Source organism: Cupriavidus sp. C3SS-1 (assembly GCF_057073755.1).
The window spans coordinates 1,769,135-1,782,939 of record NZ_CP172700.1; the positions used below are offsets into that span (position 1 = coordinate 1,769,135).

Below are 13,805 nucleotides of genomic sequence, written 5' to 3' on the forward strand. Positions count from 1 at the left end.
GCGCCACACCTCATCGCCATGATCCAGATCACCTTCCTCACCAACCAGGGCAAGACGGTCAGCGCACCGCCGGACAGCAACCTGCTGCGCGTATCGCTGCGCGAACAGGGCGGCATTCCCTTCAAGTGCGGCGGCGGGCTGTGCGGGACCTGCAAGTGCCGCATCGAAACCGGCCACGAGCATACGGATGCCATCAAGCCGAAGGAAAAGAAGCTGCTGACCGAAGCGGAACTGGCAAGCGGCCACCGGCTGGCCTGCCAGACGTTTATCCGCGGCGATATCGCCGTGTCGTGGCAACCTCGCACCGCGGCCCGTGCGGCAGCGGACAGCGCCGCCCCGCAGGGCGAGTGTTCGCCGAGCGCCTGAGCTACCGGCGCCGCGCCGCGAGCAGGTCCGCCACTTCGTCGAGGATCGCCGTATCCACCGGCTGCGACAGGTCCAGTGCCAGCGCATGCCGGTAATAGGGACTGAGGTCGAGCCCGACGCCAAGCCCGAGTACCTCGACGTCGCGCAGCGCCGCGTGCCGCCCGACCACTGCCTTCAGGTGGTTGTCGAGGTAGCAGGCGTCGTTGGCCTGGCCGGTGGCCGTATCCATCGGGCTGCCGTCCGACACCACCAGCAGGATGCGGCGTGCCTTGCCGGTGGCATGCAGGCGCGCGCAGGCCCACTCCACGGCTTCGCCGTCGATGCCCTCGCGGAACAGGTCGGGCTTGAGCAAGGCGGTGATGTCGGTGCGGGCGCGGCGCCAGCTGCGCGCGGCGTCCTTGAACACCATGTGGCAGGTTTCATTGAGGCGGCCCGGATGCGCGGGGCGGCCGCGCGCCAGCCAGTCGGCCCGGGCACGCCCGCCGTTCCAGGCGCCCGTCGTGAAGCCGAGCACTTCCGTGGCGACGCCCGCCTCGTCAAGCGCGCGGGCCAGCAGGTCGAGCAGCAGGGTCAGCGGCTCGGCGCGCGCTTTCATCGATCCTGAGCAGTCGACCAGGAAACCCACCACGCAATCGGCATGGCTCCGGTACGCCTCCTGGCGGAACAGGCGGCGCTCGGCCGGCGAGCTGACCAACTGCGACAGCCGGCGGCCATCGATACGGCCACTCTCCTCGCCAAAAGACCAGCCGTCCACGCGCGGTTGCGCCAGGGCGGCACGCAGCCGGCGGGCCAGGCGCGCCACGTTCACACCCGCGCGCGCGATGCGGGCGTCGAGCTGCGTGCGGTACTCGTCGAGCAACGCGCGCCGCACCAGCGTCGCGGCAGGCACCTCGCGGTCGTAGCGGGTGGTAAAGACGCGGTAGCCGTCGCGGGCCTCGGCCAGCACGCGGCTGTGGCCGCTGTCGGCGACGGCGAATTCCTCCACGCGCTCCTCTTCGAAATCGAGCCATAGCGCAAACCCGGCACGCGCTGCGGATGCGGCGTTGTCGTCGTCCTCGCCCACATGCGGCGCTTCGCTGCGGATCATCTGCGCGACCGCGCGAGCCAGTGCCAGCGCATGCACGGCAAACGCAGCCTGGTCATGGCGATACACCTTCAGTCCCGCCAGCGAGGTGCCCAGCACGGGCACGATGGCCGCGCGCGTGGCCTCGATCAGGTCTTCGGTTTCATCGAGCACCGGCTCGCCGCTCAGGCGCGACCAGGCGATTTGCGCCACGGTATAGAGCAAGATGCCGAGCTGGCCCTCGGTCAGGCCCGAGCGATGAAATGCGCGCGACCAGGCCTGGAAGCGATGGCGCAGGTTGGCGGCCATGCCGACCATGCCGCGCGGCACGCAGGTCTCGCAGCGCAGTTGCTCCAGCAGTTCGAACAGCAGCCGCTCGACCGGGTCAGCCGGACAATGGCTGCGGTGCAGCGCGGAATCGGAATGCGCGAGGCGCAGCGCGGCGCCATCCGCGGCGCCGCGCAGGCAGGCCGCGCTGTCGGTGTCCGGATCGGTACGCAGGTGCGGCGCATGCTGCGGCACGGGCCGCATCGCACGCCAGAGCCGGCCATCGCGAAAGTGCAGCGCGGCGTCGCCGGTGAGCGCGCGCACGGCAGCACCGGACAACGCATCCTGGCGCTGGCGACGGCGCAGCCGCTGCGCGCCCGCCGCCGCACTCATTGCGCCGGCTCCGACTGGGCCGGCTGTCCCGCCGCTTCGCCGGGCAGCGCGCCGAAGCAGCGCTGGTAGTACTCGGCCACCACGGGACGCTCGGCCTCGTCGCACTTGTTCAGGAAGGTCAGGCGAAAGGCCAGCGCCGGATCGCGGAAGATCAGGCAGTTCTCGGCCCAGCTGATCACCGTGCGCGGCGACATCAGCGCGGAGACATCGCCCGCGGCAAACCCGCGGCGCGTCAGCGACGCCAGTGCCACCATGGCATCGACCTGCGCCCGGCCGTCGGGATGGTCCAGCTCCGGCACGCGCGCCAGCACGATGCCGGCCTCTTCCACATGCGGCAGGTAGTCGAGCGTGGCCACCACGTTCCAGCGGTCGATCTGCGCATGGTTGAGCAACTGGGTGCCGTGATACAGGCCATTGAGGTTGCCAAGGCCCACCGTATTCGATGTCGCGAACAGGCGGAACGACGGATGGGGATGGATGACGCGGTTCTGGTCCAGCAGCGTAAACTTGCCGTCGCGTTCCAGGATGCGCTGGATCACGAACATCACGTCGGGCCGGCCCGCGTCGTATTCGTCGAAGATCAGCGCCACGGGCCGCTGCAGCGCCCACGGCACGATGCCCTCCTGGAAAGCGGTGACCTGCTGGCCATCGCGGATGACGATGGCGTCCTTGCCCACCAGGTCGAGCCGGCTGATGTGACCATCCAGGTTCACGCGCACGCACGGCCAGTTCAGGCGCGCGGCCACCTGCTCGATATGGGTCGATTTGCCGGTGCCATGCAGCCCCTGCACCATCACGCGCCGGTCGCGCATAAAGCCCGACAGGATGGCCAGCGTCACCTCGGGCTGGAAGCGGTAGGCCGGGTCGATCTCCGGCACATGGTCATCGCGTTCGCTGAACGCCGGCACCATCAGGCCGGAATCGATGCCGAACAGGCTGCGCACCGGGACCATGCGGTCCGGCCGGCCAAACTCCTTCTGCGTCACGTCGTGCTCCTCTTCTCTTGCCTTGCTTGTCCTGGCTTGCGCGGACAACAGGACAGGCCGGGAGCCGGCGTCGCCCGCTTGCCCTACTCGTCCTCGTCCGCGCCGCCCCATTCCGTGCCGCTTTCGGCTTCGATGGCCGCCAGCGCGCTGGCCGCCCGCCGCAGGGCGGGCAGCATCTGCAATGCCTTCTCGTGCGCCAGGCGCATCACCGGGGCCTGCAGCGCCAGCCCCAGGTTCGATTTCCCGCCGTCCGCCGCCGGCACCAGCACGCCGATGCACAGCAGGCCGGGCAGGAATTCCTCATCATCCATCGCGTAGCCGTCGCGCTTCACGCGTTCGATTTCCGCTTCCAGCGCCGCGTGGTCGGTCAGCGTGTTGGCCGTGTAGCGTTCCAGCTCCGCGTGCGCCAGCAGGCGCTGCCGCTGCGCCGGCGCCAGTTGCGCCAGGAACAGCTTGCCCGTGGCCGAGCAGTGCGCCGGCACGCGCGAGCCGGGGTGCAGGTAGAACCGCAACGGCGCCGCCGTCTCCACGCGGTCCAGGTACAACACCTCGCCGCTCGAAAACGCGGTCAGGTTGCAACTCTCGCCCACCTCTTCCACCAGCTTGCGCAGCACCATATGGCGCGCGCCGTGCGAGGTGTTGTTCAGCAGCAGGTTTTCCGCCAGCCGCCGCAGGCGCAGCCCAGTGCCATAGTGGCGGCCGTCGCCGTTGCGCTGGACCATGCCGGCCGCCTCCAGCTGCTGCAGCATGCGGTGCAGCGTGGGCTTGGGCAGTCCGGTTTCTTCCACCAGCGCCTGCAGGTTGAAGGCGTGATCCTTGGTGGCAATGACTTCCAGCAGGCCAAAGAGACGCAGCGCCGGCGTGTCGCCGTCAGGCTTGCTGTCGCTCTTGGCAAGACGCATATCGTTCATGCCTGGCTCCCATCATAGTCAAGTTTCAGTTTCAGATACAAATCATATCAATTCTTGAAATTTCCGGTTGACCTTCCACGTCAGAGGACCTACATTCCGAGTACGAAAACATTTATCGGAACAATATGTTCCGTTTTACAAGGTAAACCCGGAGATACAAATCCATGCACAGATGATTTACACCGCCCTTGCGCACCAAATGGGGTGACCGACCACGGTAATAGGCCTGCGAGAACGCGCAGCGCCGACTATTACAGACAGAAAGACGCCGTGGCGGCTGACAGACAAGCAGTCAGCAGTACAGGAGACACAACATGACCCAAACACCGCAGCCCTCTTCCGGGCTATCGCACGGCCTCAAGCAGCGGCACATGACCATGATCGCCCTGGGCGGCGTCATCGGCGCCGGCCTCTTCGTTGGCAGTGGCGTCGTCATCAAATCCGCCGGTCCCGCCGCGGTCCTTTCCTTCCTGATCACCGGCCTGCTCGTGGTGCTGGTGATGCGCATGCTTGGCGAACTGGCCTGCGCCATGCCCGGCGGCGGCTCGTTCTACGAATACGCCCGCGAGGCCTGGAGCGACCGCCCCGCCGTCGGCAGCCTGGCCAGCTTCCTGACCGGGTGGATGTACTGGTACTTCTGGGTCATCGTCGTGGCGCTCGAAGCCGTGGCCGGCGCCGACCTGGTGCGCTACTGGCTGCCCGACGTGCCCAACTGGACCATCAGCCTGGTGCTGCTGATCATGCTCACGCTGACCAACCTGATCTCGGTCAAGTCCTTTGGCGAGTTCGAGTTCTGGTTCGCGTCGATCAAGGTGGCCGCGATCATGGTGTTCCTGTTCGTGGCGGGCGTGTATGTGCTCGGCCTGGCGCCCGGCGCCCATGGCATGAACGTGGCCAACCTGACCGCAAACGGCGGCTTCATGCCGAATGGCATCGTGCCGGTGCTGACCGGCGCCGTCGCGGCGACGGGCTTCTACTTCGGCGCGGAGATCGTCACCATCGCCGCGGCCGAAACCGCGGAGCCGCAGAAGGCCGTGGCAAAGGCGACCAACTCCGTCATCACGCGCGTGCTGGTGTTCTACGTCGGTTCCGTGCTGCTGGTGGTGTGCCTGGTACCGTGGAATGCCACCGGCATCGCCACGCCGTACGTCAGCGCGCTCAACGTCATGGGGATTCCGGCCGCCGCGCAGATCATGAACGCGATCGTGCTGACCGCCGTGCTGTCGGCGCTGAACTCGGGGCTGTACGCGTCGTCGCGCATGCTGTTCGCGCTGACGCGCCGCGGCGATGCACCGCGCGCCCTGGCCCGCGTTAGCCGCAACGGCGTGCCCACGCGCGCCATCCTGGTCGCCACGCTGTTCGGCTACGGGGCGGTGATCATGTCGTATGTCTCGCCGGACAAGGTCTTTGCCTTCCTGGTCAACTCGTACGGCACGGTTGCCATCTTCGTCTACATCCTGATCGCGGTATCGCAACTGCGGCTGCGTGCCCGCCTGGAGCGTGAAGCACCCCACCTGCTCAAGGTGCGGATGTGGTGCTACCCGTACCTGACCTGGTTTGCGATCTTCGGCATGCTGGCGATCGTGGTGGCCATGGCGTTCATTCCCGATCAGCGCACGCCGCTGGCGTTGGGTGTGGCCAGCCTTGGGCTGCTGGTGTCTGCCTATATCGTGCGTCACCTGTTTCGTCGAGGCGTCCCGCAGGTCGCCCCCCTAGCCGAAATGCCCCGGCCGGACCTGCATGAGTTTTGACCGGGCCTGAAGTGGAGATGGGCATGGGCGCGGGGATGGGATACTCTGTCCTCCGCGCCTTTGCCCTTTTTTGGGCGGTTGGCAATCCACAAACAAGACGTGCCCTTATGACCAACAAGCTGACCCCTCCCATGTGGGACCAGCTCTTCCAGCAACACGCCCACTCCGGCCTGAGCCTGCAAGGCAAGATCCGCCAGATGCTGGTCTCCGCGATCCTGGACGAACAGCTCCCGCTGGGCATTCCGCTGCCGAGCAGCCGCGAGATGTCCGCGCAGCTGCGCGTGGCGCGCAATACCGTGGTACTGGCCTACCAGCAGCTCGTGGACGAAGGCTATCTGATCTCGCGCGAACGCAGCGGCTATTTCGTCAACCCTGAAATCCTTGGCGCGCGCGTGAGCGGCGTCGCGTCGCTGCGCGGCGCGCCTGCCCCCGACACCCATGGCAGCGCGCGGCCCGACTGGGATCGCCGCTTCGTCTTCCGCCCGACTCACCAGCGCAATATCGTCAAGCGCCATAACTGGCGCGATTACCCGTACCCGTTCATCTACGGCCAGTACGATCCGGTGCTGTTCCCCACCGCCGACTGGCGCGAGTGCTGTCTGAAGGCGCTGAGCGTGCTCGATATCCACGAGTGGGCGCAGGACATGATCGTGCGCGACGACGAATCGCTGGTGCAGCAGATCCGCACGCGCGTGCTGCCACGCCGCGGCGTGTGGGCCGGCGCCGACGAGATCGTGATCACCGTGGGCGCGCAGCAGGCCCTCTACCTGCTGTCCGACCTGTTGGCCAGCGCCGATACCCCAGTGGGCATCGAAGAGCCAGGCTATCCCGACGCGCGCAATATCTTCGGCCGCCATACCTCGAAGCTGATCCCGCTGCCCATCGATGCCGAAGGCGTCATCCCGTCCGATGCGCTGCGCGCCTGCGACTACGTCTACGTCACCCCCAGCCACCAGTGCCCCACCACGGTCACCATGCCGCTGGCGCGTCGGCAGGCGCTGCTGCGGCAGGCGGAAGACGCGGACTTCGTGCTGATCGAGGACGATTACGAAAGCGAGAGCCGCTTCGAAGGCGACCCCACGCCCACGTTGAAGAGCCTGGACCGCAACAACCGCGTGATCTACGTCGGCAGCCTGTCCAAGAGCCTGGCGCCGGGGCTGCGCATCGGATACATCGTCGGTCCCGCCGAGCTGATTGCCGAACTGCGCGGCGTGCGGCGGCTGATGCTGCGGCACCCGTCCGCCTACATCCAGCGCGCGTTCTCGCTGTTCCTGTCGCTGGGGCACTATGACGCGCACCTGCGCCGCCTGTCCGCCGCGCACCGGGCACGTGCCGAAACGGTGCTGTCGGCGCTGGCCGCCCACATGCCCGAGTTCCGCCCGGTGCCCATTGCCGGCGGCGCGTCGTGCTGGATCGAAGGGCCGTCATGGCTCGATGCCGATGCGCTGGCGCGCCTGGCCGAGTTGCAAGGCGTGCTGATCGAGCCGGGCAGCGTGTTCTTCATGGGCGAACCGGCGCCGCGCAATGGCTTCCGGCTCGGCTATTCGTCGATCGCACCCGAACGCATCGAGCCCGGTATCCGGGTGCTGGCCAGCGTGGCGCGCGAATTGCACGCCAGCCTCCCCGCGCGGGGCGCATCGGCCGCCTGATCCGCCTGGCGTCGGGAAAAAGGGCGACCGCCCGGCCGTTGCGCCGGGCAGTCGCCCTTTCTGCATTTCCGTGCCGCCGCCTGCGCTGCCTCGCGCCCTCCGTTGTCCGGCAACCGCTGGCCCAAGCGATTCCCGCCAACTGGTCCTACAGCGCAACGCGCGCTCTCCCTATCCTCAAGTCATGGCCGATGCGCTGCCCCCCGCCGCCGCATCGTCACGCGATACCAAGGAGACGCAAATGAACAAGCCCAGCAACAACCCGGTCGGCACCGACCTCCTGCAAGCCTTCAACGACGCCTGGAACCGGCACGACATCGACGCGCTGATGGGCTTCATGGCCGACGACTGCGCCTTCCACGGCGTGGCCGGCGGCGAAGTGCTCGGGCGCAGCTTTATCGGCCGCGATGCCGTGCGCGACGGCTTCGTGCTGGCCTGGCAGACCTTTCCCGACGCCTCGTGGACGGAGGGCGAACACTTCGTCTCCGGCGACCGCGGCGTAAGCGAATCGACCTTCCGCGGCACCCGTGCCGACGGCATGCGCATCGAGGCACGCATGGTCGACGTATTCACGTTCCGCGACGGCAAGATCGCCGTGAAGAACGCCTACCGCAAGGATCGCCCGCCGGTCAGCAACGCTGCCTGAGCACCGGAGACGCGCCATGGAAGCTGTAGCCACCCGCAACATCCTCACCGGCGACAATAGCGGCGACAACACCGGCGGCAATGCCACCGCGCCGTCGCGGCCGTACGACCCGGCCTACGATCCGCTGCACACGCCCACGCCGGGCCAGGGCCGCGAATACGCGCCGACCTACTGGATCGGCACCGCCGGCGAGCCGCCTGCCGACGATGGCCCGATCACGCACGATATCGACGTGGACGTCGCCATCATCGGCTCTGGCTTCACCGGGCTGACCAGCGCCATCTTCCTGGCGCAGGAACACGGCATCAAGGCGGTCGTGCTCGAAGCCAACCGCGTGAGCTGGGGTTGCAGCACGCGCAACGGCGGCCAGGCGCAATGCGCCTCGGGCCGCCTCAAGCGCTCGCAGTGGATCCAGCGCTACGGCCTTGACACGGCATTGCAACTGCATGAAGAAGTCTGCGCCGGCATGCAGACCTTCAAGGACCTGATCCGCGACATCGACTGCGATCCGCAGCCCGGTGGCCACCTGTATATCGCCCATCGCGACAAGGCCATGCCCGCGCTGGAGAAGGAAGCGAAGATCCTGCGCGAGGTCTTCAAGTACGACGCGCGCATTTTCGACGCCGACACCGTGCGGCGCGAGTATGTCGACGACAAGGAAGCCGCGGGCGCGATGCATGAACCCGAGGGCATCGGCATCCATGCCGGCAAGCTGGCCTTCGGCTACCTGCGCCGCGCGCGCGCGCTGGGCGTCAAGGTGCATCCGTCGAGTCCGGTGACCGGCTGGGAAACCCGCAATGGCGTGCATTACCTGCGCACGCCCGGCGGCATCGTGCGCGCCCGTGCGGTGGGCGTCGCCACGGGCGGCTACACCTCGCAGTCACTGCATCCGCAGCTGAAGAACCGGCTGTTCCCGATCCTGTCGAACTCCATCGTCACGCGCGTGCTGACGCCGGACGAGATCGCGGCGTGCAATTTCCGCACGACCCAGGTCATCACCGACACCCGTATCCTGCGCCACTACTACCGCCTGATGCCCGATGGCCGCCTGCAGATCGGCAGCCGCAGCGCGATCACCGGCAGCGATGCACCGCAGGACCAGTACCGCCAGAAGCTGATCAACGACATGTACCGCAAGTTCCCGGCGCTGCGCGGTATCCAGATCGACTACTCGTGGTGGGGCTGGGTAGATGTGAGCCACGACATGATGCCCCGCATCACGCAGCCGGATCCCGCGCAGTCGATCTATTACGCGATGGGCTATGGCGGCAATGGCGTGATGTATTCCGCGCAGGCCGGCAAGCGGCTGGCGGCGCTGATCGCCGGGAAAGGGGCGTCGCTGCCGCCGCTGCCGATCTTCGGCTCGGCGCTGCCGTTCCCGAACGTGCGCGAGATGGTGGAGTCCCAGGCGTTTGCACCGTTCCGCCGCATGGGGCAGCGCTTCCTGTACCACTGGTATCACCTGAAGGACGAAGTCATCTGAGCGGTGCCGCAACGGCCGGACCGGCGGGATATGCTGCAACGCAGCGTCCGGCTGGTCCCGATCCCGTGTGACGGACGAGAAACACCTTTGTCTGTTGCCACCCGTTCGCCGGCCGCGCGCATATGGTGCTTCCAGCAATTTTCGCCAATAATGGCCTGACTGCCATTGCCGGACGAGAGCTGCCATGCACTATAGTCCCGACGCAATTCGTACCATCGCCCTGCTCGGCCATGCAGGGTGCGGCAAGACCTCGCTGGCCGAAGCGCTGCTGCACCGGGGAGGCGCCCTGCATGCCCCCGGCAGTGTCGAGCGGGGCTCCACGGTCAGCGATTTCGATCCGCTCGAACGCAAGTTCCATCACTCACTCACCTCCGCAGTCCTGCACGTCGACTTCCGCAACACCCGCATCTACCTGCTCGACACTCCGGGCTACCCCGATTTTTCCGGTCAGGCCATCAGCGCCTTGCCCGCGGTGGAAACCGCGGCCATCGTCATCAATGCCCAGACCGGCATCGAGATGACCACGCGGCGCGCCATGGCCTGGGCGCAGGCGCGCAAGCTGTGCCGGATGATCATCATCAACGGCATCGACGGCGAGAAGGTCGACCTGCCCGCGCTGCTGGCCGACATCCAGGAAGCGTTCGGCAAGGAATGCCTGCCGATCAACCTGCCGGCCGCGGGCGGCAGCGAGGTTGTGGACTGCTTCTTCAACCCCGCCGGGGAATCCGACTTCCTGAGCGTGCCGGCCGCGCACGACGCGCTGGTGGACCAGGTGATCGAGATCGATCCCGAGCTGATGGAGCTTTACCTGGAACAAGGCGAGGCCATCCAGCCCGAGCAACTGCACGCGCCGTTCGAGCGCGCGCTGCGCGAAGGCCACCTGGTGCCGATCTGCTTCACCTCCGCGGCCACCGGCGCTGGCGTGCCCGAGTTGCTGGACGCCTTCGTGCGGCTGCTGCCGAACCCGACCGAAGGCAACCCGCCGATGTTCTACCGCAGCGTCGGCGAAGGCAGCGACGGCGCCGAGCGCAAGCAGGAAGTGCGTGCCGAACCGGTGCCCGACAAGCACGTGCTGGCGCACGTCTTCAAGATCGTGATGGATCCCTACGTCGGCAAGATGGCCGTGTTCCGCATCCACCAGGGCACGGTCACGCGCGACAGCCAGCTCTATATCGGCGATGCGCGCCAGCCGTTCAAGGTGGCGCACCTGCTGCTGCTGCAGGGCAAGGAACACGAGGAAGTGCCGCACGCCGGACCGGGCGATATCTGCGCGGTGGCCAAGGTCGACGAGATCGGCTTCGACGCGGTGCTGCATGACGCCACCGAAGACGGCAACATCCACCTGATCCCGCTGGAGTTCCCGACGCCGATCTATGGCCTGGCGATCGAGCCCGCACGCCGCGGCAATGAACAGCGCATGGCCGAAGTGCTGCACAAGCTGGCCGCCGAAGACCCATGCCTGCGCATCGAGCATCCGGCCGGCACCAACGAGACCGTGCTGCTGGGACTGGGCGAATTCCACCTGCGCTGCGTGCTGGAGCGGCTGACCGAACAGTACAAGCTGGAGGTGGTCACGCGGCCGCCGCGCATCGCGTATCGCGAGACCATCGGCGGCTCGGCAGAAGGCCATCATCGCCACAAGAAGCAGACCGGCGGCGCCGGCCAGTTCGGCGAGGTGATGCTGCGCGTAGACCCGCTGCCGCGCGGCGAAGGCTTCGAGTTCGTCGACGCGGTCAAGGGCGGCGCCATTCCCGGACAGTTCATTCCGGCCGTGGAAAAGGGCATTCGCCAGGCGCTGGACTGCGGCCCGCTGGCCGGCTTTCCGATGCAGGATGTGCGCGTGACCGTGCTCGACGGCAAGAGCCACCCCGTGGATTCCAAGGAAGTGGCATTTGCCGCCGCCGGACGCAAGGCGTTTATCGACGCCGTGCTCAAGGCCCGGCCCAGCGTGCTGGAACCGGTGGTCGACATCGAGGTCATGATGCCGGACAGCGCCATGGGCGACGTGATCGGAGACCTCTCCTCCAAGCGTGGCCAGGTGCATGGCACGCGCACGGGCGCCGCCAACACGGTGATCGTGGCCGGCAAGGTGCCACTGTCGGAACTCAACGACTACCAGTCGCGCCTGAACAGCCTGACCGGCGGTCATGGCAGCTACACCATCCAGTTCAGCCACTACGAGGGCGTGCCGCCCGGACAGCAGGACAAGATGGCGGCCAGGCACAAGGCACAGGCCGACAACGCCGGCTGACGGCGGCGGCATCCGTTGCATTGCGGCTGCGGCACCCCCGCAGCCGCCGCCACTGCGCTCGACCGCCGGCTCGAACTGACGCCGGCAATACCTCCTCCTTCCATTCCCCTCCCGCAGAACCACCGCTTTCCCACTGGCCACCCCGCTTGCCCGGCATGTCCGGGCGCGGCCAATGGTGCCTCGTCCAATAATATTAGACATCGAATTTTGTTGACAGGAGACGTACAAGTGCTAGGATTGCGCCATGTACTTCGATATCTAAGATAAATCGGGTACGACAACCGACCACTCAGGAGCGCCACATGTACGACATTTTCTCCACTGACAAGCTGATCGATCTCTGGCTGACCGAGGACATCGGCATCTGCGACCTGACGGTCCAGACCATGATCGAGCCAGGCGAGACAGGCACGTTCTGCATGAATGCGCGCGAGCCGATGATCATCGCGGGCATCGACGTGGCCGCGCGCATCTTCGCCCGCTATGACCCGACCCTTTCCATCGACGTGCGCGTGGCCGATGGCGACAAGGTCGGCAAGGGCGCGGTGCTGATGAATGTCAGCGGCAATGCGCGCAGCGTGCTGACCGCCGAGCGCACGGCGCTCAATATCATGCAGCGGCTGTGCGGCATCGCCAACCTGACGTCACGGTATGTCGAGGAAATCGCGCACACCAAGGCACGCCTGATCGATAGCCGCAAGACCACGCCGGGCCTGCGCGCGCTGGAAAAGCACGCCGTTACGTGTGGCGGCGGGCTGAACCACCGCCTGAGCCTGGACAACGGCGTGATGGTCAAGGACAACCATATCGCCGTGTGCGGCAGCATTGCCGCCGCTGTCGAGCGCGTGCGCCGCAAGCTCCCGGTACTGACCAAGCTCGAGGTCGAGTGCGATCGTCTCGAGCAGGTGCGCGAGGCACTGGATGCGGGGGTGGATGTGATCATGCTCGACAACATGTCGTTGCCCGACATGAAGGAAGCCGTGCAGATCGTCAACGGCCGGACCAAGGTCGAGGCTTCGGGCGGCATCCGCCTGGAAACGATTCGCGCGGTGGCGGAAACCGGCGTCGATTACATCTCGACCAGCAAGATCACGCAATCGGCGCCGGCCGTCGATATCGGTCTCGACGACGCCTGACTGTCCGCTTGCTGGTCCTCAATATCGCCTGAATCCGCTCCTCGTCTACCCGAGGGCACTTCTTCCCTTGCCGGCCCGGTCCGGCGAGGGACTTTTTGCATGGCGGCCTCAGAGATCCGACAGCAGCCGCCCCACTTCCTGCGTCGAAGGCATCCTGCGGCCGCTTTCCGCCAGCGCCGCTTCGTCGGCCACCAGCTTCTCGGCAATCGAGATCAGCACGCGGCGCGTGGTCAGCACATCCTCTTCCGTCACGCCATCGACGCTGATCGCATTGACTTCCTCGGCCAGCGGTTCCAGCTTGCGCCGCAGCGCGCGGCCCGCCTTGCTGAGAAACACGTGCACCTTCTTCTTGTTCCCCGGCAGGTGCATGCGCTCCACATAACCGAGCGCTTCCAGCGCCTTGACGGCCGAGAAGGTGGTGGGCTCGGTGACGCCCGCGCGCTCGCTCAGTTCGCGCTGCGACATGCCGTCATGGCGCCACAGGATCCGCAGGATCGTCCAGTGTCCATACGACACGGAATGCTGGGCTAGCCGCAGCTGCAACGAGCGGATATAGGCGCGCGCAGCGTCCTTGACCAGGTGCGCAAGGCGCTCTTCGTCGACTTCATCGGGCGGCGTGATCGTGACCGGGGATTCCTGCTTTTTCGTGGCCATAGCGGTGACATAGGGAAGCGCTGCGAGCCGCCCCTGCCGCAAGCGCCAGGAGCGGGACGGTGCACATGATAGCGCTTCCCGCCATCGTCCGCCCGGTTCGCGCGCGGCTTCATCGCGTTCCCGCCGTTCAGCAATCACTACATCAGTGCAGCGTGCGCGACGGCGATGCATGCCGCACTGCCACCGCGCATCACAGATCCCGGTGTTTTCCCCTAGAAGGCCGCAAATACCGCGTACACACTCGGTTTGCGG

At 66.7% G+C, this 13,805-nt stretch carries 11 protein-coding genes; 7 read left to right on the plus strand and 4 right to left on the minus strand.

Translation table 11 applies throughout. The features are described 5' to 3' along the window. Positions 1-18: 18 nt before the first annotated feature. The gene (locus ACIGJC_RS24215; protein ID WP_483711936.1) at positions 19-366 is read left to right on the plus strand and encodes a 2Fe-2S iron-sulfur cluster-binding protein; all 348 of its coding nucleotides are present in this window, start codon (positions 19-21) and stop codon (positions 364-366) included. Between the two features lies 1 nt (position 367). Here ACIGJC_RS24215 and ACIGJC_RS24220 read toward each other — a convergent pair whose 3' ends face one another. From ACIGJC_RS24220 to ACIGJC_RS24230, 3 genes are all read right to left on the minus strand, one after another. Further along, positions 368-2,089 (minus strand): cobaltochelatase CobT-related protein, encoded by a 1,722-nt coding sequence (locus ACIGJC_RS24220; protein WP_483711937.1) that lies wholly within the window; start codon positions 2,087-2,089, stop codon positions 368-370. Further along, the gene (locus tag ACIGJC_RS24225; RefSeq protein ID WP_483714379.1) at positions 2,086-3,042 is read right to left on the minus strand and encodes an AAA family ATPase; all 957 of its coding nucleotides are present in this window, start codon (positions 3,040-3,042) and stop codon (positions 2,086-2,088) included. Before ACIGJC_RS24225 ends, ACIGJC_RS24220 begins: the two co-directional genes overlap by 4 nt. Positions 3,043-3,158: 116 nt before the next feature. After that, positions 3,159-3,986: an IclR family transcriptional regulator gene (locus ACIGJC_RS24230; RefSeq protein WP_483711938.1), complete on the minus strand. Its 828-nt coding sequence runs from the start codon at positions 3,984-3,986 to the stop codon at positions 3,159-3,161. Between the two features lie 314 nt (positions 3,987-4,300). Here ACIGJC_RS24230 and ACIGJC_RS24235 point away from each other — a divergent pair, with 314 nt between their 5' ends. From ACIGJC_RS24235 to nadC, 6 genes are all read left to right on the plus strand, one after another. Next, positions 4,301-5,737, plus strand: coding sequence for an amino acid permease (locus ACIGJC_RS24235; protein ID WP_483711939.1), 1,437 nt, complete (start codon positions 4,301-4,303; stop codon positions 5,735-5,737). 107 nt (positions 5,738-5,844) lie between these two features. After that, on the plus strand, positions 5,845-7,386 hold the full coding sequence (gene pdxR, locus ACIGJC_RS24240; RefSeq protein ID WP_483711940.1) for a MocR-like pyridoxine biosynthesis transcription factor PdxR: 1,542 nt from the start codon (positions 5,845-5,847) through the stop codon (positions 7,384-7,386). Positions 7,387-7,624: 238 nt separating this feature from the next. Then, positions 7,625-8,029, plus strand: a complete 405-nt coding sequence (locus ACIGJC_RS24245) for a nuclear transport factor 2 family protein (RefSeq protein WP_483711941.1) — start codon at positions 7,625-7,627, stop codon at positions 8,027-8,029. A 16-nt stretch (positions 8,030-8,045) separates the two neighbouring features. Continuing rightward, on the plus strand, positions 8,046-9,512 hold the full coding sequence (locus ACIGJC_RS24250) for an NAD(P)/FAD-dependent oxidoreductase (protein ID WP_483711942.1): 1,467 nt from the start codon (positions 8,046-8,048) through the stop codon (positions 9,510-9,512). 184 nt (positions 9,513-9,696) lie between these two features. After that, positions 9,697-11,763: an elongation factor G gene (gene fusA, locus ACIGJC_RS24255; protein ID WP_483711943.1), complete on the plus strand. Its 2,067-nt coding sequence runs from the start codon at positions 9,697-9,699 to the stop codon at positions 11,761-11,763. Between the two features lie 302 nt (positions 11,764-12,065). Further along, the gene (gene nadC / locus ACIGJC_RS24260; protein WP_483711944.1) at positions 12,066-12,899 is read left to right on the plus strand and encodes a carboxylating nicotinate-nucleotide diphosphorylase; all 834 of its coding nucleotides are present in this window, start codon (positions 12,066-12,068) and stop codon (positions 12,897-12,899) included. A 108-nt stretch (positions 12,900-13,007) separates the two neighbouring features. Here nadC and ACIGJC_RS24265 read toward each other — a convergent pair whose 3' ends face one another. Further along, positions 13,008-13,553, minus strand: coding sequence for a MarR family winged helix-turn-helix transcriptional regulator (locus ACIGJC_RS24265; protein WP_483711945.1), 546 nt, complete (start codon positions 13,551-13,553; stop codon positions 13,008-13,010). Between the last annotated feature and the right edge of the window lie 252 nt (positions 13,554-13,805).

Excerpts from the sequence above, each read along its gene's own strand:
- ACIGJC_RS24215 (WP_483711936.1), top strand. The coding sequence starts at position 19 with ATGATCCAGATCACCTTCCTCACCAACCAGGGCAAGACGGTCAGCGCA.
- ACIGJC_RS24220 (WP_483711937.1), bottom strand. The coding sequence starts at position 2,089 with ATGAGTGCGGCGGCGGGCGCGCAGCGGCTGCGCCGTCGCCAGCGCCAG.
- ACIGJC_RS24225 (WP_483714379.1), bottom strand. The coding sequence starts at position 3,042 with ATGGTCCCGGTGCGCAGCCTGTTCGGCATCGATTCCGGCCTGATGGTG.
- ACIGJC_RS24230 (WP_483711938.1), bottom strand. The coding sequence starts at position 3,986 with ATGAACGATATGCGTCTTGCCAAGAGCGACAGCAAGCCTGACGGCGAC.
- ACIGJC_RS24235 (WP_483711939.1), top strand. The coding sequence starts at position 4,301 with ATGACCCAAACACCGCAGCCCTCTTCCGGGCTATCGCACGGCCTCAAG.
- pdxR (WP_483711940.1), top strand. The coding sequence starts at position 5,845 with ATGACCAACAAGCTGACCCCTCCCATGTGGGACCAGCTCTTCCAGCAA.
- ACIGJC_RS24245 (WP_483711941.1), top strand. The coding sequence starts at position 7,625 with ATGAACAAGCCCAGCAACAACCCGGTCGGCACCGACCTCCTGCAAGCC.
- ACIGJC_RS24250 (WP_483711942.1), top strand. The coding sequence starts at position 8,046 with ATGGAAGCTGTAGCCACCCGCAACATCCTCACCGGCGACAATAGCGGC.
- fusA (WP_483711943.1), top strand. The coding sequence starts at position 9,697 with ATGCACTATAGTCCCGACGCAATTCGTACCATCGCCCTGCTCGGCCAT.
- nadC (WP_483711944.1), top strand. The coding sequence starts at position 12,066 with ATGTACGACATTTTCTCCACTGACAAGCTGATCGATCTCTGGCTGACC.
- ACIGJC_RS24265 (WP_483711945.1), bottom strand. The coding sequence starts at position 13,553 with ATGGCCACGAAAAAGCAGGAATCCCCGGTCACGATCACGCCGCCCGAT.